At 70.9% G+C, this 24,430-nt stretch carries 22 protein-coding genes; 13 read left to right on the top strand and 9 right to left on the bottom strand.

Going from position 1 to position 24,430, the window contains the following annotated elements; all coding sequences use genetic code 11:
* Positions 1–207: 207 nt before the first annotated feature.
* On the bottom strand, positions 208–1,335 hold the full coding sequence (serC, locus tag O7553_RS24755; protein ID WP_281552005.1) for a phosphoserine transaminase: 1,128 nt from the start codon (positions 1,333–1,335) through the stop codon (positions 208–210).
* A 158-nt stretch (positions 1,336–1,493) separates the two neighbouring features.
* Positions 1,494–2,600, bottom strand: coding sequence for a citrate synthase 2 (locus tag O7553_RS24750; protein ID WP_123606312.1), 1,107 nt, complete (start codon positions 2,598–2,600; stop codon positions 1,494–1,496).
* Between the two features lie 198 nt (positions 2,601–2,798).
* On the opposite strand from O7553_RS24750, the gene pdxH reads away from it, so the two are divergent.
* The 7 genes from pdxH (at position 2,799) to O7553_RS24715 (ending at position 10,018) form a co-directional block, all read left to right on the top strand.
* Positions 2,799–3,458, top strand: coding sequence for a pyridoxamine 5'-phosphate oxidase (pdxH, locus tag O7553_RS24745; protein WP_281552004.1), 660 nt, complete (start codon positions 2,799–2,801; stop codon positions 3,456–3,458).
* A gap of 85 nt (positions 3,459–3,543) precedes the next feature.
* Entirely contained in the window at positions 3,544–4,515 is a 972-nt protein-coding gene (locus tag O7553_RS24740; RefSeq protein WP_281552003.1) for an aldose 1-epimerase family protein, read from the top strand.
* Entirely contained in the window at positions 4,515–5,135 is a 621-nt protein-coding gene (locus O7553_RS24735; RefSeq protein WP_281555738.1) for a nitroreductase family protein, read from the top strand. The genes O7553_RS24740 and O7553_RS24735 overlap by 1 nt, the downstream gene beginning before the upstream one ends.
* A 171-nt stretch (positions 5,136–5,306) precedes the next feature.
* Positions 5,307–5,618, top strand: a complete 312-nt coding sequence (locus O7553_RS24730) for a type II toxin-antitoxin system VapB family antitoxin (protein WP_123606308.1) — start codon at positions 5,307–5,309, stop codon at positions 5,616–5,618.
* Between the two features lie 291 nt (positions 5,619–5,909).
* Positions 5,910–6,500, top strand: coding sequence for a DUF4230 domain-containing protein (locus O7553_RS24725; RefSeq protein WP_281552002.1), 591 nt, complete (start codon positions 5,910–5,912; stop codon positions 6,498–6,500).
* A 227-nt stretch (positions 6,501–6,727) separates the two neighbouring features.
* Positions 6,728–7,954 (top strand): glycosyltransferase family 2 protein, encoded by a 1,227-nt coding sequence (locus O7553_RS24720; protein ID WP_281552001.1) that lies wholly within the window; start codon positions 6,728–6,730, stop codon positions 7,952–7,954.
* A 69-nt stretch (positions 7,955–8,023) separates the two neighbouring features.
* A complete protein-coding gene (locus tag O7553_RS24715) occupies positions 8,024–10,018 on the top strand; it encodes an arabinofuranosyltransferase (RefSeq protein ID WP_281552000.1) in 1,995 nt (664 codons plus the stop codon).
* A gap of 4 nt (positions 10,019–10,022) precedes the next feature.
* On the opposite strand, the gene O7553_RS24710 is transcribed toward O7553_RS24715, so the two are convergent.
* Positions 10,023–10,229, bottom strand: a complete 207-nt coding sequence (locus tag O7553_RS24710; protein WP_281551999.1) for a PspC domain-containing protein — start codon at positions 10,227–10,229, stop codon at positions 10,023–10,025.
* 458 nt (positions 10,230–10,687) lie between these two features.
* Between O7553_RS24710 and O7553_RS24705 the strand changes: the two genes are divergently transcribed.
* Both O7553_RS24705 and O7553_RS24700 read left to right on the top strand, forming a co-directional pair.
* Positions 10,688–12,745 carry a DUF5941 domain-containing protein gene (locus O7553_RS24705; RefSeq protein WP_281551998.1) on the top strand — a complete coding sequence of 686 codons (2,058 nt, stop codon included), beginning with the start codon at positions 10,688–10,690 and terminating at the stop codon, positions 12,743–12,745.
* On the top strand, positions 12,742–14,955 hold the full coding sequence (locus O7553_RS24700; RefSeq protein ID WP_281551997.1) for a bifunctional glycosyltransferase family 2 protein/CDP-glycerol:glycerophosphate glycerophosphotransferase: 2,214 nt from the start codon (positions 12,742–12,744) through the stop codon (positions 14,953–14,955). Before O7553_RS24705 ends, O7553_RS24700 begins: the two co-directional genes overlap by 4 nt.
* 31 nt (positions 14,956–14,986) lie before the next feature.
* Here O7553_RS24700 and O7553_RS24695 read toward each other — a convergent pair whose 3' ends face one another.
* A complete protein-coding gene (locus tag O7553_RS24695) occupies positions 14,987–16,600 on the bottom strand; it encodes a glycosyltransferase family 2 protein (protein WP_281551996.1) in 1,614 nt (537 codons plus the stop codon).
* 38 nt (positions 16,601–16,638) lie between these two features.
* Here O7553_RS24695 and O7553_RS24690 point away from each other — a divergent pair, with 38 nt between their 5' ends.
* The 3 genes from O7553_RS24690 to O7553_RS24680 are packed head-to-tail and all read left to right on the top strand — an operon-like array spanning position 16,639 to position 18,998.
* Complete coding sequence (locus O7553_RS24690) at positions 16,639–17,208, top strand: hypothetical protein (RefSeq protein ID WP_281551995.1); 570 nt, start codon at positions 16,639–16,641, stop codon at positions 17,206–17,208.
* The gene (locus O7553_RS24685; protein ID WP_281551994.1) at positions 17,205–18,383 is read left to right on the top strand and encodes a glycosyltransferase; all 1,179 of its coding nucleotides are present in this window, start codon (positions 17,205–17,207) and stop codon (positions 18,381–18,383) included. The genes O7553_RS24690 and O7553_RS24685 overlap by 4 nt, the downstream gene beginning before the upstream one ends.
* 42 nt (positions 18,384–18,425) lie before the next feature.
* Entirely contained in the window at positions 18,426–18,998 is a 573-nt protein-coding gene (locus O7553_RS24680; RefSeq protein WP_281551993.1) for a hypothetical protein, read from the top strand.
* Positions 18,999–19,035: 37 nt separating this feature from the next.
* On the opposite strand, the gene O7553_RS24675 is transcribed toward O7553_RS24680, so the two are convergent.
* The 4 genes from O7553_RS24675 to O7553_RS24660 all read right to left on the bottom strand — a co-directional run bounded on the left by O7553_RS24675 (position 19,036) and on the right by O7553_RS24660 (position 21,677).
* Complete coding sequence (locus tag O7553_RS24675; protein ID WP_281551992.1) at positions 19,036–19,905, bottom strand: AraC family transcriptional regulator; 870 nt, start codon at positions 19,903–19,905, stop codon at positions 19,036–19,038.
* Positions 19,906–20,018: 113 nt separating this feature from the next.
* Complete coding sequence (locus tag O7553_RS24670) at positions 20,019–20,501, bottom strand: GNAT family N-acetyltransferase (RefSeq protein WP_281555737.1); 483 nt, start codon at positions 20,499–20,501, stop codon at positions 20,019–20,021.
* Between the two features lie 35 nt (positions 20,502–20,536).
* Positions 20,537–20,911, bottom strand: a complete 375-nt coding sequence (locus O7553_RS24665; protein ID WP_281551991.1) for a metalloregulator ArsR/SmtB family transcription factor — start codon at positions 20,909–20,911, stop codon at positions 20,537–20,539.
* A gap of 133 nt (positions 20,912–21,044) precedes the next feature.
* Positions 21,045–21,677, bottom strand: a complete 633-nt coding sequence (locus tag O7553_RS24660; RefSeq protein WP_281551990.1) for a GNAT family N-acetyltransferase — start codon at positions 21,675–21,677, stop codon at positions 21,045–21,047.
* Between the two features lie 238 nt (positions 21,678–21,915).
* Between O7553_RS24660 and O7553_RS24655 the strand changes: the two genes are divergently transcribed.
* Positions 21,916–22,188 (top strand): alpha/beta fold hydrolase, encoded by a 273-nt coding sequence (locus O7553_RS24655; RefSeq protein WP_281551989.1) that lies wholly within the window; start codon positions 21,916–21,918, stop codon positions 22,186–22,188.
* A 135-nt stretch (positions 22,189–22,323) separates the two neighbouring features.
* Here O7553_RS24655 and O7553_RS24650 read toward each other — a convergent pair whose 3' ends face one another.
* Positions 22,324–24,183, bottom strand: coding sequence for a S8 family peptidase (locus O7553_RS24650; protein WP_281551988.1), 1,860 nt, complete (start codon positions 24,181–24,183; stop codon positions 22,324–22,326).
* Between the last annotated feature and the right edge of the window lie 247 nt (positions 24,184–24,430).

Below are 24,430 nucleotides of genomic sequence, written 5' to 3'. Positions count from 1 at the left end.
TAAGCCACCCGATGGGAGTAGGCCACGCCGGGCATGTCGAGTGAGCTGCCCAGATCCGTCCGGCTGGGCGAGTCGGATGGTGGACGGTGATCGAGCGTCGGCGATCACGATCGATCACGGGAGGTCAGCGGTTGATCGTCATCCTAGAGCAAATCCCGCCGATTCAGCGGCAACCACCGCCGAACCGGCTTAATCACCCGATATGCCTCAAAGCCGCTCGATCACGAAGTCGACGCAGGCGGTCAACGCCTCGACGTCGGACGGGTCGATCGCCGGGAACAGCGCCACCCGCAGCTGGTTGCGGCCGAGCTTGCGGTACGGCTCGGTGTCCACGATGCCGTTGGCCCGCAGCACCTTGGCGACCTTGCCGGCGTCCACTCCGTCGACGAAGTCGATGGTCGCCACTACGTTGGACCGCAGCGCCGGATCGGTGACGAACGGAGTGGCAACCGCGGACCGCTGAGCCCAGCCGTAGATCGCCGCCGCGCTCTCCGCCGTCCGCTTCGCCGCCCAGGCCAGCCCACCCTGGGCGTTCATCCAGTCGGTCTGCTCGGCGGCGAGGAAGATCGTCGCCAGTGCCGGGGTGTTGTAGGTCTGCTCCAACCGCGAGTTGTCGATCGCGGTGACCAGGTCCAGGAACGCCGGGATGTACCGGCCGGACGCCTTGACCTGGGCGGCCCGGTCCAGGGCGGCCGGCGACATCAGGGCCAGCCAGACGCCGCCGTCCGAGCCGAAGCACTTCTGCGGGGCGAAGTAGTAGACGTCGGTCTCGGTCGGGTCGACCTCCAGGCCACCGGCGCCGGACGTGGCGTCGACCAGCATCAGCGCACCGTCGTCGGCTCCGGCGACCCGCCGGATCGGCACCGCGACCCCGGTCGAGGTCTCGTTGTGCGGGGTCGCGTAGACGTCCACGCCCGCCTCGGCGACCAGGGCCGGGGCGCTGCCCGGCTCGGCCTTGTGTACCGTCGGCTCGCCGAGGAACGGCGCGTCGCGTACCGCCTTGGCGAACTTGGCCCCGAACTCGCCGAAGCTGGCGAACTGCGCCCGGTCGCGGACCAGGCCGAACGTGGCGATCTCCCAGAACGCGGTGGTACCGCCGTTGCCGAGAATCACCTCGTAGCCCTCGGGCAGCGCGAAGAACTCGGCGATGCCGCGTCGCAGCCGGGCGACCTCGTCGCGGACGGTCTTCTGCCGGTGGGACGTGCCCAGGTAGCTGGTGGCGACCTCGGACAGCGCGGCGACGGCTGCCGGGCGGACCTTCGACGGGCCGCAGCCGAACCTGCCGTCGGCGGGCTTGATCTCGTCTGGGATGCGGATGGTCGCAACGTCAGCCACGGTGGTCAGAAGTCCTTCCAGATGCGTAACGGGTTGACCAATCCTTGCACCCGACCGGCCGGCCCCGGGGTGTGGTCCCACGTCTGCGACTGAGGCGTGCCCCACACATCCCGGGCCGGTGCCGGCGGAGTCGGTGCCGGATCAGGATCCGTGCCGGATCAGACGTCGTGCGGGACCGCGTCCCAGCCGGCGACCTGCTGCGGCTTGCGCGGCTGCGGGCCGACGTACCGGGCGGACGGGCGGACCAGCCGCTTGAGCCGCTTCTGCTCCAGGATGTGAGCGCTCCAGCCGCCCATCCGGGCGCAGGTGAACATCGAGGTGAACATGTGCGCCGGCACCTCGGCGAAGTCGAGCACCACCGCCGACCAGAACTCGACGTTGGTCGCCAGCACCCGGTCCGGCTTGCGGTTGTGCAGCTCCTCCAGGGCAGCCTTCTCCAGCGCCTCGGCCACCTCGTAGCGGGGCGCTCCGAGCTCCTTGGCGGTGCGGCGCAGCACCCGGGCGCGCGGATCCTCGGCCCGGTACACCCGGTGACCAAACCCCATCAGCCGTTCGCCGCGGTCGAGCACGCCCTTGACGTACGACTCGGCGTCGCCGCTGCGCTCCACGCCCTCGATCATGTGCAGCACCCGGGACGGGGCACCACCGTGCAGCGGTCCGGAGAGCGCACCGATGCCCGACGAGATGCAGGCGGCGGCGTCGGCTCCGGTGGAGGCGACGACCCGGGCGGTGAAGGTGGAGGCGTTCATGCCGTGTTCGGCGGCGGAGATGAAGTACGCGTCGACCGCCTTGACGTGCCGCGGATCGGGTTCGCCTCGCCACCGGCGCATGAACCGCTCGACGATGGTCTGCGCCTTGTCGATCTCCTTCTGCGGCACGGCCGGAAGACCGAGCCCACGGGCCGACTGGGCGACGAACGACAACGCGGTGACCGATACCCGGGCCAGGTCCGCGCGGGCCTGCTCGTCGGAGATGTCCAGCAGCTGGGACAGCCCCCAGTACGGGGCGAGCATGGCGACCGCCGACTGCACGTCCACCCGGATGTCGCCGGAGTGCACCGGCACCGGGAACGGCTCGGCGGGCGGCAGACCCGGCCCGAACCGACCGTCGACCAGCAGTGCCCAGACGTTGCCGAAGGAGACCTGTCCGATCAGATCCTCGATGTCGACGCCGCGGTACCGGAGGGCACCGCCCTCCTTGTCAGGCTCGGCGATTTCGGTCTCGAATGCGATCACACCTTCGAGACCCGGTTTGAAGTCGGACATGTGGCTCTCCTGGTGGGGATTTGGCGGTGCTGCCCGAGCGCCCGGTAGAACTGCTGCAGGCTGCCCTGAACGGTTTCGCTGACATCCGTGTGCTGCGGTGACTGGTCGTTCGTGCCCGGCGGGTGACCGGTTGTTCGTGCCTGGTGGGTACCCAGCGTAAGTTCGGTGCCAGGGGTAGCCCTAGTTCAGGAGAGCGACGTGACGGGAGACACACCACGACCGAGTCTGGCTCGTCGTGACTATCGCGGTGCCCCGGAACTGCGTCGCCGTGACCTCGCCGTCGACTGGCACACCCAGTTCGCCCGGTGGTTCGCCGACGCGGTGGCGGCCGGGTTGCCGGAACCGAATGCGATGGTGCTGGCCACGGCCGACGTCGATGGGCGACCGAGTACTCGGACGGTGCTGATGAAAGGGTACGACGAGACAGGAATCGTCTTCTTCACCAACTACCGGTCGCGCAAGGGCACCGAGGCCACCGCCAATCCCTCGGTCAGCCTGCTCTTTCCGTGGTTCGCGATGTCCCGGCAGGTGGAGGTGCGCGGGGTGGTGGCACCGATCCCACGGGCGCAGACCGAGGCGTACTTCGCCACCCGGCCACGTGGCTCCCAGCTCGGCGCGTGGGCCAGCCCGCAGTCGCGGGTGGTGCCGGACCGTGCGGCGGTCGACGCCGGCCTGGCAGCAGCCCGGCGGCGGTTCCCGGAGCCGACCGCGGTGCCACCGCCGCCGCACTGGGGCGGTCTGCGGGTGGCGCCGCGGACCGTCGAGTTCTGGCAGGGTCGGGCCGACCGGCTGCACGACCGGTTCCGGTACCGCCGGGACGCCGCCGGCGGCTGGTCGATCGAGCGAATCGCGGCGTAGCGCAACTTTTAATTTACTCTTAGCTATTGTGGATCACTGGCCGGCGGGTGACCCGCGAGCTGGATCGAACGGTTATCGTCGCCGCATGGACAACGTCGATGCACGTCCGGGCCCGCCGTCCGGAGCGCAGTGGACGATCGCGGCGGACGGGCACGAGGCCGTCGTGGTCGAGGTGGGCGGCGGGCTGCGGGCGTACCGCGCCGGTGGGGTCGACTACGTCGACGGGTACGCCGAGGACGAGCTCTGTGTCGGCGGCGCCGGCCAGGTCCTGGCTCCGTGGCCGAACCGGATCCGGGACGGCCGCTACACCTTCGCCGAGGTCACCCGGCAGCTGCACCTGTCTGAGCCGGACCGGCACACCGCGCTGCACGGGCTGGTCTGCTGGCTGCCCTGGCAACTGATCTCCAAAACGGCCGACGAAGTGGTGATCGGCTGCACCCTCTTCCCGCACCCCGGCTACCCGTGGTCGCTGGTGCTGCGTACCCGGTGGGCGGTCGGCGCCGACGGACTGCGGGTGACCCACCAGGTGACCAACGCCAGCGTCGAGCCGGCACCGTTCGGGCTCGGGGTCCATCCGTACCTGCGGCTGCCGGACACCATGGTCGACGATGTGACCCTGCACCTGCCGGCCCGCAGCCGGCTGCTGGTGGACGGCCGGCTGCTGCCGATCGGCGCGGCGAAGGTGGCCGGTGGCGAGTACGACTTCACCAAGCCGCGGCGGATCGGCCCGGTGGTGCTGGACACCGCGTTCGGCGACCTCGACCGGGATCCGTCTGGCGGCTCTGCCGTCCGGTTGTCCAACCAGGACGGATCAGCTGGCGTGACGCTCTGGGCCGACGCCGCCTTCGGCTGGTGGCAGCTGTTCAGCGGGGACACCTTCGCGGAGCCGCGCTACCGGCGGTCGGTGGCGGTCGAACCGATGACCTGCCCACCGGACGCGTTCCGGTCCGGGCGGGATCTGATCGTCCTGGCGCCGGCCGAGACCTGGCAGGCGAGCTGGGGCATTCGGCCGGGACAGGATCCGGCGGGACCGGGACAGGAGTCGGAGGGTCGGTGATGGAGTTCCGCGACGCGGTTCGGCGGCGGCGGATGGTCCGCAACTACGATCCGGACCGCCCGGTACCGCCCGAGATCGTCGACCGGTTGCTGGAGCACGCCATCCACGCGCCGTCGGCCGGCTTCTCCCAGGGCTGGGGTTTCCTGGTGCTGGACCGGCCGGACGACCGGGCGGCGTTCTGGGCGGCGACCACCCCGGTGGCGGCGGACCCGGACACCGAGCGGCGCAGCCGCTGGCTGGCCGGCATGACCCAGGCACCGCTGATCATCGTCCCGCACGCCAACCGGTCGGCGTACCTGGACCGGTACGCCCAGCCGGACAAGGGCTGGACCGACCGCGACGAGGCGCGCTGGCCGGTGCCGTACTGGCACATCGACACCGGTTTCGCCGCGCTGCTGATGCTGCTGACCGCCGTGGACGAAGGGCTGGGGGCCTGCTTCTTCGGCATCCCGCCGGAACGTACGTCGAGTTTCCGGGACGCGTTCGGCGTGCCGGAGGAGTTCGTCCCGATCGGTGCGATAACCGTCGGCTACCGGGCACCGGACACGCGTTCCTCGTCGCTGCGTCGCGGTCGCCGTCCGGTCGACGAGGTGGTTCATCGTGGCCGGTGGAACGGTTGACCGGGGCCGGTTGCGGGCGGTGACGCTGCGGTACGGGCCGCAGGATCGCTCCGATTGGTCGCAGCAGGTCGCTACGCTGGCAGACGCGCTGGCGTACGGTGGCGTCCGGCCGGTGGGTGGCGGTTCGGCAGACAGACGGTTCGGTAGGCGACATGGGAGGAGCGCGCCGTCGTGATCTTCAAAGCGGTGCGGGACGGTCGTCCTTACCCGGAGCACGGTCTGACTCTGAAGCAGTGGGCGGAGATTCCGCCCCGCCCGCTGCGCCTCGATCAGCTGATCACCACCAAACGGGAGCTGGCGCTGGACAAGTTGCTCGCCGAGGACTCGACGTTCTACGGCGACCTCTTCCCACACGTGGTCCAGTGGAACGGCGGTCTCTACCTGGAGGACGGCCTGCACCGGGCGCTGCGGGCCGCGCTCCAGCAGCGCAACCAGATCCACGCCCGGGTGTACCTGCTCATTCAGCAGCGGGCCGCCGGCTGATCTGCCGGCCCGACCCGATTGGACCGCCGGCCGTGATGATCCCCCGGCCGGCCCCGGATGCGGTTGTCGTACCGGGGCCGTACGGTGAATCCAGACGTCCCGGCGGTGGGCCGGCGTCTGGTGAGGACGGTGATGGGGATGTCCCGCAGCGGCGATGTCAACACTCCTACTCGGGAATTTCCGGAGTATCCCGACGGTACGCCGGACCCGGCCGGGCCGGCTACGCCACCGGCGGAGTCCGGCGGCCGTCGGCGCGGGCTGCTCGGTCTCGCCGCAATCGTCGGTCTGGTCGTGGTGCTGCTGCTGTCGACCCAGGCCGCCGGGTTGCTACCGAGTTGGCGCAACCCCTTCGCCCAACAGGAGACCGATCGCACTCAGCCACCGGTGCTGCAGTCGATCCAGGATCTCAGCCGGTTCGTCGCGGCGGAGGGTAACTACCAGGTTGTCGTCGACCTTGAGCAGGACCGACGGTACGTGCCCGATTTCCTGCTCAACGAACGGACGCTGTTCGTCGGGGTCGGAACGGTCGAGGCATACGTCGATTTCGGGCAAATCGGCGAGGAAGCCATATCAACCTCTGAGGATGGTCTTTCTGCGCAGATCGAGTTGCCGGCGCCGCAGCTGACCGATGCCGATCTCGATCTCGACAACAGCTACGTCTTCGCCGAGGAGCGTGGCCTGCTCAACCGTCTCGGTGAGGTGTTCGGCGGTGACCCGAACCGGCGGCAGCAGGTCTACCAGTTGGCCGAGGACCGGATCGCGGCCGCTGCCCGGGAGAGCGGGATCGCCGGGCGGGCCGAGGAGAACACCCGCAAGATGCTGACGGGGCTGTTGCGCTCCCTGGGATATGAGGAAGTCTCAGTCACCTTTGTGACGCCGTAGACATTTCCACAAGCTGAAACCGCCCGTAAAGGACGGCGATCCGCCGGGCCGAATCATCCTTCGGTCCGGCGTTTTCCGTCCGGGGGTGGGCACTCGTTCGGCGCGGGCCGCGCTAGAGTGCAGTCGAGGGCCGGATCCGCGCGGAAACGGTGGGCCAGACAATGAAACTGATTCATGACTGGTATGACGGCCTGGCTGTGGTCAGTCTCTAATTCGGGGGTGCACCCGTGGCGCGTTCGGTGCGCAACGACGAGGTCGAGGTCACTGTCCTTCTGCCGTGTCTGAACGAGGCGGAGACGTTGGAGGTGTGCATCCGAAAGGCCCGCCGGTCCCTCGACGAGCTCGGGGTCCGGGGTGAGGTCCTGGTCAGCGATAACGGCTCCACCGACGGCTCACAGGAGATCGCCGTACGCGCCGGTGCCCGGGTGTCGCACGCCCCGATCCGCGGCTACGGCGGAGCGCTGATCAACGGCGTCGAGCAGGCCCGGGGGCGGTACGTCATCATGGCCGACGCCGACGACTCGTACGACCTCTCCGACCTTGGACCGTTCATTCATGAATTGCGCCGCGGTCGGGACGTGGTGATGGGGAACCGGTTCCGCGGCGGCATAGCCGACGGCGCGATGCCGTTCCTGCACCGCCATCTCGGCAACCCGGTGCTCTCCTGGCTCGGCCGCCGCCTGTTCAGCTTGAAAGTGGGCGATTTCCACTGCGGCATCCGCGGCTTCAACCGGGACCGGGTCCGGCAGTTGCAGCTGTGCATGCCGGGCATGGAATTCGCCTCCGAACTGGTCGTCCGGGCCGCGCTCAACGGCTACGACATCGCCGAGGTGCCGACCACCCTGCGCCCCGACGGCCGGAGCCGGCCACCCCACCTGCGGACCTGGCGGGACGGCTGGCGCCACCTGCGGTTCCTGCTGGTGTTCGCCCCACGCAAGATGCTCATCTGGCCCGGTGCGGTGCTGTTCGCGGTCGGCCTGATCGGCACCGTCACGTTGGTCGTCGGCCCGTTGGTCGTCGGCGGGATCGGCTTCGACGTCAGCACCCTCGTCTACACCTGTCTCGCCATGCTCGCCGGCGCACAGCTGCTGCTCTTCGGAGCGTTCGCGCTGATCTACGGCAGATACGAGGGCATTACCGACCTGCGACAGTCCGACCGGTGGAGCCGGTACGTCAGACTGGAGACCTGCACGGCCGGCGGGATCACGTTGATCCTGCTCGGTCTGGCCGGCACCATTCTGGCGGTCGCCACCTGGGGTGCGACCGGCTTCGGTGCCCAGGACGCGAGTGACACCATGCGGGTGGTGCTGCCCTCCTCGACCGCGATCGGCCTCGGCGCGACGCTGATCTTCGCCGGGCTCTTCTCCAGCCTGCTCAGCCTGCGGCGGGTCTCCGTCGCCGTGGCCGATCAGCAGATCCCGGAGCTCGGCCCGCTGGTCGTCAGCACCCACTGACCAGGACGGCCCGCCGATTCACGATACGGTCGGCGCGCGTCACGACGACGAACGGTTCCGCGGAGCACCATGACTGTCGAGACATCCCCGGCCGGCACCGGCGAGCCGCCCGACCGGAAGGTAGGTTCGCCCGACCGGGGGGCATCGGTCCGCATTCCGGAGCAGGGCAATCCGGACGGATCTCGTGGACCGGACCTGGCTCGGGATCCGGGGCGGGGGCCAGGGCCGGGCCGGACCAGGGCTTCCCGGTTGTGGTCACTGGCCGGCCGTCCGGGGTTGCTCGCCGTACTGACCTGGTTGGTGGCCACGCCGGTGGCGGTCGTGCTGCCGTCGGTGGCGCGTGCCGACCCCTTCACGGTGGCCGGCCGGTCGCTGCCGGTCACCAGCGGCCTGTTGCTGGTCTGCCTTGGCGGACTGGCCGCTGTCGCCGTCCGGCGGTGGGCGCCGACGACGATGCCGGCACTGGCCGGAGTCAGCGCCGGTCTGGCCTCGGCCTGGCTGGCGCTGATCCTGCGGGCCGCGCTGTCCGGCACCCCGTTCGGCTTCGGTGGCCTGTCCGGGGACATGCTGCGGATGACCGCCACCGCTACCCGGTACACGGTCACCGCGACCAGCGCGGACACCACAGTGCCCGGGCTGCCGTCGGAGTACCCGCCGCTGTACGCCTGGCTGGTCGGTCGGGCGGCGGTGCTGCTCGACCAGCCGGCCTGGCGGTTGCTCGGCGACGCCGAGGTGCTGTTCGTCTCGGCGTCGGTGCTGGTCGGTTTCCTGCTGTGGCGCCGCCAGGTGGGTCCCTGGACGGCGCTGGCGATCTCCTGCGTGGGGGTGCTGGCCTGGTCCGACCCGCGGAAGGCGTACGAGGTCCTCGCTTTGATGATCTTCATCCCGTGGGTCCTGGAGACCTTCACCCGTCCACCTCGCGGCCGGCTGCACTGGCTGGTCTGCGGGCTGCTCGGCGGTCTGCTGGTGGCGCTCTACCAGGCCTGGCTGGTCTACGCGGCGCTCGGCCTCGTGGTGATCATCGGGACGGCCTGGCGGGCCGAGCCGGACCGGTGGGCGTACCTGCGACGGCTGCTGCTGGTCGCCGCAGCCGCCACCGCGTCGTCGGCGTGGTACGTGCTGCCGTACCTGTGGGCGTTGACCACCACCGACGGCGGACAGCTGGTCTCCGATCTGTTCGTGTCGCCGTACTACCTCGATGGTCTGCTGCCGTTCCTGGATCGGGGTGACCTGCCGCTGCGTGGCCTGCAGCTGGCCGGCATGGTGGGCCTGGTCTGGCTGATCCGGTCGACCTGGTGGGCTCGACCGCTGTTGCTGATCGCCGCCGGCGCGTTCGCCTACCGACTGCTGTCGATGGTGCGGTTCGTGCTGACCGGGCACACCGCCTTCGGGCACTACACAGCCCGGCTGTACGGCGTGGTGCTGGCCGTCGCGGGGGTGCTGACCCTGGTGCACGTGGTGCCGCTGCTGCTGCGCCGGCTGCGGATCAGCCCGCCGGTCGGGCTGGCCGGCGTGCCGCTGGCGGTGCTGCTGGCCTGGGCGGTGCCGGTCTACTCCACGAACTGGATGCCGGGCACCAACGGCTCCGGTTCGGGGTATGCGACGGCCGCGCACGCCGAGCCGCTGCCCGACGGCGGCTATCCCCGGTACGCGCCCGATACCGGCCGCGCCGACTGGTTCCCGGTCGAGCCGGTACGCCGAGCAGTCGAGCAGGTCACCGGGCCGGACCCAGACCGGGTCACCCTCACCGTCGACGAACGGCTCTTCTCGTACCTGCCGTGGCCCGGTTACCTGAGCAACGATCGGACCGCGGCGGGCACCCTGTCCCGGTGGGACGAACGCCGGGCCGAGCTGCGCGACCTGGCCGACCAGGAGGACCCGGCGACGTTCGCCGCCGAGTCTGCGGCGACCGCGTTCGGGCCGATCGACGTCTTCGTCCTGACCCGGGACGGCGACGAGCTGATCTGGCAGGAACTGCGGTTCCACCGCGACCAGTTCGATCCGCGGTACTGGGCGGTCCGCGACGACCTGCCGGAACAGGTCTTCGTCGCGGTCCGTCGGTGACCGCTCAGTACGACGTGGCGAGGTTACGGTCCTCGTTCGGCATCACGATCCACAACGCCAGGTAAATGATCACCTGGGTGCCGGGCAGCAGTAGCGAGAGCAGGAAGATCAACCGCACCATTCCCGCTGAGATGCCGAATCGTTGGCCGAGCCCGGCGCAGACGCCGGCGATCATCCGTCCGTCGCGGGGACGTACCAGTTTGCGGCTCATCGGACGCTCCTTCGGGTGTCGTTGCTGGCGGGTCTGCCACACTCCACGGTAGGTACGCCGGGACGTGGTGACCTCCGTCCACGGACCGATTCGCGGCGTGGCTCCCGTACGGCGTTACCCTGACCGATTCAAGATCATTCAGGGGCCGCGCCAGGGCGGCGTCATCTCTCGGACGTGCGAGCTACCCGCATTGTTCACCGACTGCTAATCTTGCCGGCGTTGCCCACACCGACGGTGCCCCCACCCTCGTCGGCGCGCTCGGGCGACGCCACCCCTCGGAGCGCCTCGCGCGCTCGTCTAGACGGAAGCGCGCGAATGTGACACTGGCGATCCTGATTGCGGCGAACCGGGCTTCTGCTACCCCGACCAGCGCCGATGCCGGAGAGTTGCGCACAGCAAGTGGATCGTCGCTCAACGATCACCTCCGGGGGCAGCTCGTGGCGGCCGGTGCCGACGAGGTGCGGACTGCAGCACCGGGCATCGTCGCCGACCTCGTCGAGCGGGCCGCCGGGCCGGTCCTGCTGTGCGCCACCGACGTGGTCGCCCACACTGAGGTGATTCGACTGCTCTGCGTGGCGCCGGCCGATACCACCCGGGCGCTGCTGCTGACCACTGAGGACGGCTCCGGTGCCGGTCGGGCCGCCGCCGTCAGCGCGCTGCGCGGCCGGATCGTCGCCGTCACCACCGACCCAACCGGTGCAGACCCGGTCACTGTCGGTTCGGCCACCGTCGGTGCGGCCGGTGCGGGCCGGCTTCCGCTCTTCGGTGGCGTACTGCGGGTGGGCGTCGATGACCTGTCCGCGTTGGCCACAGCGGCCCGGGCCGGCGCCACCCGGCGACTGCCACCGGGCGCCCACCCGCTGGACGCGATCCTCGCCGAGTTCGTCGCCGACGGTGCCACCGTCGGGGCGTACCCGCTGCGGCACCTGGTGGCCCGGCGGGTGGCCGACCCGGTCGGTCTGTCCGACGCCGAGGCCCGGATCCGTGCCGTCGACCCCGACCGGGCCCGACTGCGCCTCGCGGTCAAGGAACATGACGACCTGTTCGCCACCTACTTTGTAAGCAGCTGGTCACCAATCGTTGCGAAGCTTGCGGCGCGGATCGGGTTGAGCCCGACCGGGGTCACCACGATCTCGGTCGCGTTCGCCGCCGCCGCCGCGCTGCTGTTCGCCGTCGGTGACCGACCGCTGCTGCTGCTCGGTGCGGTCCTGCTCTATCTCGGCTTCGTGCTCGACTGCGTCGACGGCCAGCTGGCCCGCTACACCGGCCGGTTCAGCGCGTTCGGCGGCTGGCTGGACACCATCGCCGACCGGGGCAAGGAGTACCTGGTCTACGCGGGGCTCGGCGTCGGCGTACACCAGGCGGGACTGGCCGGTGGGTGGGCGACCGACGGATGGGTGCTGGCCACCGCCGCGATCGTGTTGCAGACCGTCCGGCACATGACCGACGCCTGGTACGGGGCGCTGCACGACGAAGCTGCCCACCGGCCGGCCACCGGCGCGGCGGTGGGCGGGGTCGGCGGTCGGCTCAGCCAGGCCTCCGACCGGGTGCTCGCCGGGCCGCGCTCGCCGATCTACTGGGCGAAACGGACCATCGTCTTTCCGATCGGCGAGCGGTGGGCACTGATCGCCGCCACCGTGGCGCTGTTCGGCCCGCTGGTCAGCCTGTGGGCCGTGCTCGGCTGGGGGATGCTCGCGGCCATCTGGACGGCGGGCCTGCGGACCCTGCGGGCCCGGTCGATGCGGGTTTCGGTGCTGACGGCGGCGGACACCGCGACCTACCGCGACGACGGTTTCCTGGCCAGTCGGATCGCCGGTCTGCTGACCGGTCGGTCCCCCGCCGGGCAGCTGCCCCTCGCGGTGACCGCCGCCGGGGCCGCCGCGACCCTGCTGGCCCTGACCGCGACCGGCGTGCTGTCCGGTGCCGGCGCCGTCCTAGTCGGCGCGGCGGCCCTGCTGGCGGCCGGCTCGGCCAGCGCGGCCAGGCCGGCCACCGGCGCGCTCGACTGGCTGGTGCCGGCGGCGCTGCGGGCGGCTGAGCTTCTCTTCGTCGTAGCGGCCGGCGTGGTCGCCGGCGTGCCGGCCGCGGTCACCTACGGACTGCTGCTGATCCTCGCCCTGCACCACTACGATCTCACCGCCCGGCTGGAAAAACGGCTCGACGGACCACCGCTGCGCCGGTGGAGCCTCGGCTGGGACGGCCGAGTACTGCTGCTCGCCGCCGCCGCTGCCGGACCGATGCTGCTCGCTCCCGGGCTGCCCGCGACGGTCGACCCGGTCGCGGTGACCACCGGTGTGGTCGCCGCGTTCGCCGGCTATCTGATGCTGCACTTCCTCGTGACCGCGGTCGTCGATCACCGGCCGCCGGCACCGGATCGAGCAGCGCACCACCGCCCGCCGGGCGCCGTCGCCCGGATTCCGGCACCCCGCCGGTCGCCGGCCATACCGGCTGATCCGGCTCCCTCCCTCCACCCCGCCGGCCGCCCCGCCGGCACGATCGCAGGTGATGACCGATGACGTTGATCAGTATCGTTGTGCCGGTGTACAAGGTGCAGGGCTATCTGCGGGAGTGCCTTGACTCCATCCTCGGGCAGTCGTTCACCGACGTCGAGGTGATCGCGGTCGATGACTGCTCGCCGGACACCTCCGGGCAGATCCTCGCCGAGTACGCCGCCCGCGACCCCCGGCTGACCGTGCTGTCGCTGCCGGCCAACGTCGGTCTGGGCAAGGCCCGAAACGCCGGCCTGGACGCGGCGACCGGCGAATACGTCTGGTTTCTGGACAGCGACGACTGGCTGACCGACGGCGCGCTGCGGGCGGTCGCCAACCGGCTCCGCGACACCACGCCCGACGTGCTGATCGTCGACCACGTACGGGTGTTCTGGAACAACTACCAGGCGGGTAGCGCACTGCGCCAGGCGTTCCCGACCTCGCCCGGTGCCGAGGTGTTCGACGTACGGACCCGACCGGAGACGCTCAAGGTCCTGCACACCGCCTGGAACAAGGTCACCCGCCGGGAGTTCCTGGTCGATCTCGGGCTGCGGTTCGAGGCTGGCTGGTACGAGGACGTGTCGTTCACCTTCCCGCTGCTGGTCGCGGCCGAGCGGATCACCGTACTCGACCGGGCGTGCGTCAACTACCGGCAGCGCCGCACCGGCGCGATCACTCGGACCCGCAGCGCCCGGCACTTCGAGATGTTCGACCACTGGGGCCACACCTTTGACTGGTTGGACGCCCGCGGCCCGCAGGCCGATCCGGTCCGGCCCGAGCTGTTCGGTCTGATGATCTCCCACTATCTGATGGTGCTGGGGCACGGCGGCCGGCTGCCCCGCGAGCTGCACCGGGAGTTCTTCGCCCGGGCACACGCCGACTACCAACGGCGGCTGCCGGCCGGCGGTTACCCCGAGCCGGACGGCGTGGAAGGACTGAAGCGGCGGCTGCTGGCCGCCAATCGGTGGCGTACCTTCGCCGCGTTGCGGGTCGGTCAGCAGGCCCGCAAGAAGCTGCCCTCGGTCTCCCGACGCCTCGGCCGGCCGGTCAAGCGGCGGCTGATCAACTTGGCCCGGGCCGGTCGGCGGGTGTTGCTGCGCGGCTACTACCGGCTGCAGCTGCGGCTGCCGATGGACCAGTCGCTGGCGCTGTACGCCGCGTACTGGTACCGGGGCTACAGCTGCAACCCGGCGGCGATCCACGCCAAGGCGGCGCAGATCGCCCCGCAGATCAAGAGCGTCTGGGTGGTTCGTCGGGACCTGGCGCCGAGCATGCCGGCCGGCGTGCCGTACGTCGTCGCCGGCACCCGGGGCTACTACCGGGCCCTGGCAAGGTCAAAGTGGCTGATCAACAACGTGAACTTCCCCGACTACGTGCGCAAGCGGCCCGGCTCGGTGCACGTGCAGACCCACCACGGCACGCCGGTCAAGGTGATGGGTCTGGACCAGCAGCGGCACCCGATCGGCGCCACCTCGATGAACTTCTCCCTGCTGCTGCGCCGGGTGGACCGGTGGGACTACAGCGTCAGCGCCAACCACTTCTCCACCCAGATGTGGGAGCGCGCCTACCCGGCCGGCTTCGAGTCGCTCGACACCGGCTATCCGCGCAACGACCGGCTGGCGCTGGCCACCGACGCCGAGGTGGCAGCCGCCCGGGAGGCGCTCGGTATCGCTGCCGGCGAGCGGGTGGTGCTCTACCTGCCGACCCACCGCGAACACCAGCCCGGCTGGCGGCCGGACTTCGACGCCGACGCCTTCGCCGAGGTCCTCGGCCCGGACGCCTGGCTGCTGATCCGCAGCCACTACTTCCACGACCGGCAGCGGACCGGCCGGGCGCCCAACGCCCCGGCCAGCGGCCGGGTCCGGGACGTGTCGGCGCACCCGGTGGTCGAGGACCTGTACCTCGCCGCCGACGTGCTGATCACGGACTACTCGTCGGCGATGTTCGACTACGCGATCCTGGACCGACCGATCGTGATCTACGCGCCGGACGCTGCAGCGTACGCGATGGCGCGGGGCGTCTACTTCGACATCACCGCGGAACCTCCGGGAGCGGTCGCCACCACCTTCGGCCACCTGCTGGACGTGTTCCGTACCGGAGCGGTCGACGACGACGCCGCGGCCAAGGCCCGGACCCAGTTCCGGGGGCGGTTCTGCCACCTCGACGACGGGCACGCCGCCGAGCGGGTGGTCCGCCGCGCGTTGCTCGGCGAGCCGGCACCGCCGGCCGCCCGCTGATCCCGGATCGGGGCGGACGGACGGTGGTCGGTCAGCTGTCGGTACGGCGGGACGTCAGTCGCCGTCGACCGGACCGTGCCGTCCGCCATGCCCGGCGGAGCAGATTCCGGCTCTGTCGGGCACCCATCTCGGACAGCCACTGCGGACTGCGGGCCAGGGTGCCGGCGGTGCCGTCGGTGACGACCAGCGTCGGCCCGGCGGCGTCCGGCGTCAGCCAGAGCACCCGGGCGCCGACCCGGGTCGGACCGGTGCCGAGGGTGCCCCGGCCGCCGCGCTCCGGCCCCGGCGGTACGGCGTACTCGCGGCCGCTGTCCCGGACGACCAGCCGGACCGGGTACCGGCCGGGGGCCAGCTCACCGGCGGCCAGCCGGCAGGACCAGCGCAGATCGTTGCCTTCGCGGGATTCGACGGTGACCGGTTGGCGGAGCAGCCCGTCCCCGACCTCCAGCAGCAGGTCGGAGCGGACCTGACCGGGTTCGCCGTCGATGCCGGCGCAGCGCACCGTGCCCTCGACGGCGACTGTCGGGCCAGCGGCTGCCGGGCCGGTGACCGGCCGACTGCCACGCAGCGCCTTGACACTGACTGTCATCTCGCGGACCCGGAGCAGATCGCGGTAGGTGTCGAAGTCGGGGTGCCCGAGGTACGGCTGGCCGGCGTGCACCCGCAGCGGTCGGCTGGAACGCGGCCGGCGTACGGTCGCGGCGTCCTGCTCGTAGATCGCGACGGCGCGCAACCCGGCCCCGGCGTTGCCGACGAACTCGCTGGCCACATCGATCGGGATGTCCTTGAAGAGGCTGTGTATTCGGGCGGTGAACTCGGCGAGCTGATCGTCGTCGCAGCCGGCCGCCGCCCGCCACGCGTAATGCAGCTGCATGTAGGCGATCCACCGGTACACCGCTTCGCGGTCGTCCGGGCGCAGGTCCCGCACCTCGTCGGCGAGCCGCTCGATGATGGTCAGATGCTGCATGATCCGGGCCGGCTGGCTGCGGGAATCCATCAGCGAGGAATTGTCCCCCCGCTGTCGGTAGAGGTAGCTCAGCCGGGGGGTGAGGATCGTCCGGGGCGATCTGGCCAGCAACGGGATGGTGAACAACACGTCCTCGAACGCGGTGCCCTCGGTGAACGTGACGCCGACCGCGTCGACCAGATCCCGGCGGAAGATCTTGTTGCAGGCCGACGGGTTGCCAACCAGATCCGGGGCGTGCGCGATGTGCTCGACGACCCGTTCACCGATGAGCAGTTCACGACGCCAGGCGGGGTTCGGCCGGGGCGGCAGCCCTTGCATGTCGCCGACGGCGATCGCCGCCTCATGGTGGTCGGCGAGCCCGGTCAGGTGACTGAGCGCGCCGTCCGGGTAGATGTCGTCCGAGTCGAGGAACGCCAGGTAGCGGCCGGTGGCGAGGCGCACGCCATGATTGCGGGCCGCGCCGAGCCCGGCGTTGTCCTGCCGGACGTAGCGCACCGCGGTGGCCTGAGTGGCGTACCGCTGGGCGATCTCGGCTGACCCGTCAGTCGAGCCGTCGTCGACCACGATGACCTCGACCAGGTCCCGACCAGGCTGGCCTTCGATGGATCCGAGCGCTTCCGCGAGCCATTTCTCTGTGTTGTAGACCGGCACGACGACGCTGACCGTCGGAGATGGCACCGCGTTCACCTCACGTCACGACTGGGTAATCTGGGCCGGTGACCCTGATTCGTAGAGTACGTCGCGTGCTGCGCCCGGCCCGGCGGATGGCTGGTCGGCTACAGCGCATGGCCGGCCGGCCAGCGGCGCAACTCTACAGCCCGAACGTTACCGCGAGCGACGTTCGTCTTCTCGTCGGCGTCGCCGAGCGCAGGGGTGATCGTCAGGGCGTAACAGCGGCCCTGCTCCGGCTGGTGCAGCGCGGGGCGGCGAACGAGACCGAGCAGCGGCGGGTCCGGTCCGTCGGCGTCGGCGCCCCGGGCCCGGCCGCCGACCCGCCGCCCGCGGGTCGACCGGCCGGCGACGCGGTCCGGCTCACCCTGCACCGACCCGATCCGGCCGCCCCGATCGAGGCCACCGTCACCGGCCGACCCGCACCGCTTGCGTACTGGCGTCATGCCTGGTCAGGGCTGCCGTCCGACCTGCGAGACCAGCTCACCACCAGTGTCCTCACCCGACTCGCGGCGACCGGCGGCGTCACCGAGGTACGTGCCGGCGACCCGGCCAGCGCATCCGTCGCCCGAGCGGTCGCCGCCGGCACCGGTGCACGGTACGGTGGGCAGCCGTGATCGTTCCCTGGCGCCGTGGCACCTCCGCCGGACACCTGCTTGACGACGCGCTGAGCGCGCTGACCGCCGCCGACTGGTCCGACACCGGCCGCCCCCCGGTCGCCTGGCTGCACTGGCCGGTCGACAGGGCCAACCCGTACCAGTCGTTGCTGTACAGCCGGTTCGCCGGGCACAACTTGACGCCGATCCGGGTCCGCCGCCTCGACCAACTGGACAAACTGCTGCCCGCGCTGCCCGACGGCGTCGGCCGGGTGCTGCACGTGCACTGGCTCTACGACGTCACCTCCGGTTGCACCACCACCAGCCAGGCCGAGGCAGCGGTCGATGCCTTCGCCAAGCGGCTGGACACCCTGCGCGACCAGGGCGTACGGCTGGTCTGGACGGTGCACAACCTGCTCCCGCACGAGACTGTGCACCGGGCGACCGAAACCCGGCTGCGCCAGGTGATGCTCGCCGCCGCCGATGTGGTGCACCTGATGCACGACAGCCACCTCGACATCCTGCGGGAGACCTTCGGAGCCGAGCCCCGACGCGTGGTGATCGCCCCGCACCCCACCTTCGCCGGCGCCTACCCGGACTGGGTGGACCGGCCCGCCGCCCGCAGCCACCTCGGCATCCCGCTCGGCGTCCGGGTGCTGGTCACCTTCGGGCAGGTCCGGCCGTACAAGGGGCACGGCGACTTCCTCGACGCGCTCGATGTCGCGGTCCGGCTCGACCCACGGCTGCGCTGGCTGGTCGCCGGCAAGGTACGCGAGGAGGCCGGCGGCCCCGACTTCATGCGCCGGGCTGCCGAGCACCCGGCGGTGATCTTCCACCCTGGCTTCGCACCCGACACCGACGTGCAGTACTTTCTGCGGGCGGCCGACGCCGCCGTCTACCCGTACCGGTCGTCGCTGAACTCCGGTGCGCTGGCGCTGACCGCCGGGTTCGGACTGCCGGCGTACGTGTCGACCGGCACCACCGTCGGTGGCCTGCTGCCGGACGCCGCGCTGCGCCGGTTCGACCTGTCCGACCCGGACAAGACCGCCGAGACGATCACCGAGTCCGGCGGTTCCTGGGACCGCGCCGAGCCGGTCCGCGCGGCGGTCCGCGACCACGTCGAAGCCCTGGCCCCGGCCAAGGTCAGCGCCCGGTTCGCGGCTGAGCTGCGGCGGCACCTCGACCCGCTGGCGTGACCGCGTACCTAAGTAGATCGATCGGTCGCTAGTCTTGTCGGCATGTCGAGCCCTGTGCCACCGGCGCCTCCGTCAGGTCCGGACCGTAAGTTGGTCTGGGCCTCCGACGAGGTGCGGGTCAGTATCGCCGAGCAGGTCCTGCCGCTGCGGGACCGGCAGAGCAGGCCAGCGGCGGCCGTCCGGGCGGCGGTCTTCGTCTACGCCTTCACCTGGCTGCCGGCCTTCGTTGTCTTCGCGGTGGCGACGACCGCCGCGCCGGCGTACACCAACCACGCCAGCGTCGCGGCGACTGCCGTCTGGGCACTGCAGTTCACCACCCTGATCGCGGTCTGGGCCGTGGTCGGGGCGGTGACATCGCGGCGGGCCACAGCGGCCGACGGTGCCTATGAAGCCCCACCGGCCCGCCGGGTGCTGGTCCGCGCATCCGGCGGTGCGCTGGTCACCGCCGGATGCGCGGCACTGGTGCTGGCGCTGCACGGACTTTCGATCGGTCAGCTGGCGGTGCCGGTCGGCGTGCTCGTCGTCGTCCTGCATCTGGTGCCCGCACTGGTCGCCCGGCTGCTGCTGCGTCGCCGTCGGCGGGGCGCGGCGGATGCGCCGGACCCGGCGACCTGACTGTCCGTACGATCTGCTGCCCGCCAGTCCTGCCCCGTCAGTCCGGTTCGACGGGCAGCCACAGGTCGCAGGTGGCGGTGCTGAAGTCGGCCGCACGTTCGAGGAAGGCAACCATCGACGGACCCGGCCGCAGCCGCCACGGGTTGGACGGGAACCACTCGGTGGCGGTCGCGGCCCAGGCCGCCTGCAGGGTCTGCGGGTGCGGTCCGGCGGTGCGGAACACCGCCCAGGTGCCGGCCGGCACCTCGACGGAGTTGAGGTCGGCGGGGATGGCCGTGTCCGTGTCGATGGCGACCCCGTGCAGGTAGGTGAGCTCGGTGCCCTCGGTGCTGTCCGGGTCGAGGTCGTGGAGAATCTGCAGCAGTCCGGCCGGCTCGGCGTTGCCGAGCGACTTCAGCCGGGAGTGCTCCTGGGCCGGTAGTGCGGCGATGTGCCGCTGGATGTGCGGGCTGACGCCGTGGTGGATCAGCGGGACCCGGGCCGCGTGTCCGACGAGCCGGAAGGCGGGCCGGTCGATGATTCGGGTGTGCATCGGAGTGTTCCCTTCGACGGTCAGGCGGAACCTGAGCTGTGACTGGGTGCGAAGGGGGCCTCCGCGACGGCGCACGTCACCCGGGCCGACACCGTGTACGGCCCGGAAGGCCCGCCCGAACGCCTCCGTCGAGCCGTACCCGTACCGGACGGCGATGCTCAGCAGATCGTCGTCGCCGCGAACGAGGTCGGCGGCGGCGACGGTCATCCGGCGGCGGCGTACGTACTCCGACAGCGGCATGCCGGCCAGCGACGAGAACATCCGGCGCAGGTGGTACTCGGTCGTGCCGAGCGTGCCGGCCACCGCGTCGACGTCGAACTCCTCGGTCAGGTGCTCTTCGACGAGGTCGACCAGCCGATTGAGTGCCGAGATCACGAAGCCTCCCTTCGCCGTTCAGCCTGGCCGAACCCGCCTCGGCGGCGCCCGACTTCTGCGGCCCGATCCGATCATCCGCGACCGACCCGGCCCGGGGCGCGCCGGTCGGAAGGTCAGCCGATGTTCGGGCTGCGGCGTTCGAGGAGGACGACGTCACGCCAGCGGCCATGATGGCGGCCGATGCGTTCGCGGGTGCCGATGGTACGGAAACCGCATCCGTGGTGCAGGGCGATGCTGGCGGTGTTCTCGGGGAAGACTCCGGACTGGATGGTCCAGATGCCGGCCTGTTCGGTGGCGGTGATCAACTGCTGGAGCAGTTGCCGGCCGATGCCGCGCCCGCGGGCGTCGGGGTGGACGTAGACGGAGTGCTCGACGACCCCGGCATAGACGCACCGGTCCGAGACAGGGGCGCAGGCGGCCCAGCCGACGACGGTGTGCACTCCGGCGGCGGGGTCGACGGCGACCCAGCGGTGGTCCGGCAGGCGGGTGGCCGTGAAGTTGTCCCAGGAAGGCGGCTCGGTCTCGAAGGTAGCGTTGCCGGTGGCGATGCCGAGCCGGTAGATGTCGAGTACGGCGTTGCGGTGTGCGTCGGTCATCGGGGCGAGGACGAGTGGCGGTGCCTTGTCGGCGGTCAACGGGTGACTCCGGTGGTGGCGATCGGGACGTCGAGTAGCTGGGACAGGGCGGTGAGCCGGGCCGGGACGATCCAGTAGTACACCCAGGTGCCGCGACGCTCGCAGTCGATCAGACCGGCCTCGCGCAGCACCTTGAGGTGGTGCGAGATCGTCGGCCCGGTCAGGGTGAACGCGTCGGTCAGGTCGCAGACGCACACTTCGTCGCCAGCCTGGGACGCGATCAGGGACAGCAGTCTCAGCCGCACCGGGTCGCCGAGGGCCTTGAAGCCGCGGGCCAGGCTGGCGGCTGCGTCGTCGGTCAGCGCCTGGTCGGTCAGCGGGGGGCAGCAGGTCGACGCGTCCGGCACGATCGACAGCTCTTGTCTTGACACTCGTCTAGTTTGACAATTGTCGAGTCAGGTCGCAACCTCGTTGTTTAAATGTTGGTCTAATCAAGTTCGGCGGCGCGGATGTCCCGTGTTCAACTCGCCCTGCGCGTCGCCGACGAGCAGCCGAGCCGGGCCGTCAGCCGGCCACGCTCCGGGGCCGGGGCTCGCGCCACATCGGCCAGATCGGCGGGCCGTCGGGCAGCCGGACCGGTCCGTGCGGTCGGTAGCCGTGCCGGAGGTAGAGGTCCCGGTTGCGGGGCGTGGTCGCCTCCAGGTAACCGGGGGTTCCGTAGCCGTCCAGATGCCGGTGGTGGTGCCGCAGCAGCGCACTGCCCAACCCGCCGCCCTGCCGCCACGGCGCCACCGCCAGGTAGGCCAGATGCCAGTGCGGCTGCCACGGATGGTGCGCCGCCAGGATCCGGCCCAACGCGGCGAAGCGGGGTTGCCACCGTCCGGTCGCGGTGAGCAGTTGCAGCTCGTGATCGCTGACCGTCTGCGGCTCGGTGGGCGTACGCCGCCCGCGCGGGTGCCAGACCGCGACCCCGCTGAACTGGCCGGCGATGTGCACCGTGCCGCCGGCCCGGATGGCGTGATCGAGCTCGATGGTGAACAGCGTCCGGAAGATCTCCGTCCGTGCCTCCAGGTCGCCGACCAGCCACTGCGACACCGGCGCGATCAGGAACGCCTCGGTGAGCAGCGTGGCGGCCTGCGGAAGGTCGTCCACTCCGGCGGTACGGATCGTCACGGCGGCTGGGTGGATCGCGGTCATCAGCGGCCTCCTGCCGGTCGGCGTATCTGCGTGACGGGTTGCCCAGCCGGTGGGCCGGGCAATGCAGGTGACGCCCGTGGGACCGGGCCGGATGGCGTAGCGGCAGGTCAGATGCCCGACACTTGTACTGTCGCTGGTGAGAACTGCAATACGCCGACCGGCGTCGGTGTGACAGCTGGTCCCGTTTGTGGCAGCTGGTAGCCGAGTGTGCTGGAGGCTCGATGGCGACGTTCACGGGATGCCGGACGACCTGGCGGCGGAGGTGCTGCGGCGCGACCGCGACCAGTCCGGCACGCCGTTCGGGCAGCCCTGGCCGCTGCCGGCCTGGCCGGATGTGCCAACCCGGTTCGTCGTCTGCCGCGACGACCGGTTCTTTCCCGCCGGGTTCATCCGTGGCCTGGTCGCGCAGCGGCTCGGCATCACGCCCGACGAGATCGGCGGTGGCCATCTGGCGGCGCTCACCCACCACCGGGAGCTGGCTGACCAGTTGGAGTCGTACCTCCTCGACTGACCCAACCGGATTGCCCGCCGAGCGTGAGCCCGGCGCGCAACCGGACCGGGGGCGTCGCAGACCTACGACGCCCCCGGTCCGGTGCAGTGCCTGTCGGAGCCGGTCAGGGTCGACTCGACCGGGCTTGGGACAGGATCACAGCTCGAGCGACCAGGTGTTGATGTAGCCGGTGTCGCCGCTGAAGATGTCGCGGACCCGCAGCTGCCAGGTCCCGTTGGCGGTCTCCGACGACAGGTTCACCGTGTACGTCTCGATCACGTTGTCGGCTCCGTCGAAGAACGCCCAGCTCTTCAACCGGTAGGAGGAGCCGTCCGGGGCGATCAGGTCGACGATCAGGTCACCCCGGTAGGTGTGCTGGATGTTGACGTCCACCGTCGACGACGACGAGGGGGTGCTGCTGCAGCCGCTGATCGAGATGCTGCTGCTCACCCACGACCCGCTGTCCGGGATCGCCACGTCGGTGCCGTTGGTGCCGGTGCAGCTGCCGCCCGGGCCGATCACCGTGAGGGTGAACGTCGCGGTACGGGTCGCCGAGCTGCCGGTGCCGGTGACGGTGACCGGGTAGCTGCCGCCCGGGGTGCTCGTCGAGGTGCTGACGGTCAGGCTGGCCGAGCCGCCCGAGGTGACGCTCGACGGGCTGAAGCTGGCGGTCGCGCCGCTCGGCAGACCGCTGGCCGAGAAGCTGACCGACTGCGCCGAGCCGGACGTGGTGGCGGTGGAGACGGTCGCCGTCACCGAACCACCCGGCGTGGTCGAGCCGGACGTCGGGCTGACCGACATGGAGAAGTTGTCCGCCGGCGGGGTGCCGTCGTTGACCACGTACAGCAGCCGGTTGGGCGAGCCGCTGCCCGGGTTGCCCACCGCACCCCCCGTCGCGTTGTCGTACAGGTAGTCGCGGACCTCCTGCGGGCTCCAGCCGGGGTTGGCCGAGGCGACCAGGGCCGCCGCGCCGGCCACGTGCGGCGCGGCCATCGAGGTGCCGCTGATGGTGTTCGTCGCGGTGTTGCTGGTGTGCCAGGCCGAGGTGATCGACGACCCGGGAGCGAACACGTCCAGGCAGGTGCCGTAGTTGGAGAAGCTGGACCGCGCGTCGCTGCTGGTGGTGGAGCCGACGGTGATCGCCTCGGTGACCCGGGCCGGGGAGGTGTTGCAGGCGTTCGCGTTGCTGTTGCCCGCCGCCAGGCTGTAGGTGACACCAGCGGCGATCGAGTTGCGCACCGCGGTGTCCAGCGAGGTGTTGGCGCCACCGCCGAGGCTCATGTTGGCCACCGCCGGCATTTCGGCGTTGTCGGTCACCCAGTCCACCCCGGCGATGACGCCGGCGGTGGTGCCGCTGCCGGAGCAGTTCAGCACCCGGACGCCGACCAGGGTGGCACCCTTGGCGACGCCGTACGCGGTGCCGCCGACGGTGCCGGCGACGTGCGTGCCGTGGCCGTTGCAGTCGTCGGCCGACCCGCCGTCGACGGCGTCGAAGCCGCTGACCGCGCGGCCGCCGAAGTCGTTGTGGCTGAACCGGATCCCGGTGTCGATGATGTACGCGTGCACATTGGACGCGGTGTTCGGGTAGGTGTACGAGTCGTTCAGCGGCAGATCGCGCTGGTCGATCCGGTCCAGCCCCCACGACGGCGGGTTCGGCTGGGTGTCGGCGATCCGTACGGTGTGGTTCTGCTCGACGTACTCGACGGCCGGGTGGGCCGCGATCCGGGCCGCCTGCTTCGCGCTGGCGGAGATCTCGAAGCCGCGCAGCGCGGCGGTGTAGGTGCGGGCCACCGTCCGGCCGTGCTGGCCGGCGAGGCTGCGGGCGGTCGCGGCGACCTGTCCCCGGGTGACCGCGCTCTTCTTGAAGACCACGATGTAGCTGTCCGGTACGGCGGTCGGTCCACCGGCGTGCCGGATCGTCCCCTCCGGTTCGGCGGCGGTGACCGGTCCGGTGACTGCCGCCACCATGGCCAGTGCTGTGGCACCGACGATGATGATCCTGCGGGGGAGATTCATCTCCCGTCCTCCCATCAGATCGGCAGGCGTCAGTCCGCTGACGGTGACAGCGGATCAGTGAACGCCGATCTTGCTGAGAGTAATCTGGGTCGACACTGGGAAGTTATATGCCGAAACGTCTATACCATTGGTGCGATGGAACCGGCGAGATCATCGCCCACCTGCGGTGCCGTGCCCGAACAGCGGGCAGTGCCTGGCGGCCCGAAACAAGGAATTTTCATGATCGCCCTTGGGCTGGGGCGGTTGA

The organism is Solwaraspora sp. WMMA2059 (genome assembly GCF_027497315.1).
GTDB lineage: Bacteria > Actinomycetota > Actinomycetes > Mycobacteriales > Micromonosporaceae > Micromonospora_E.
Note: the sequence above shows the minus strand (reverse complement) of the source record. Positions and strands in the feature narration are given on the sequence as shown.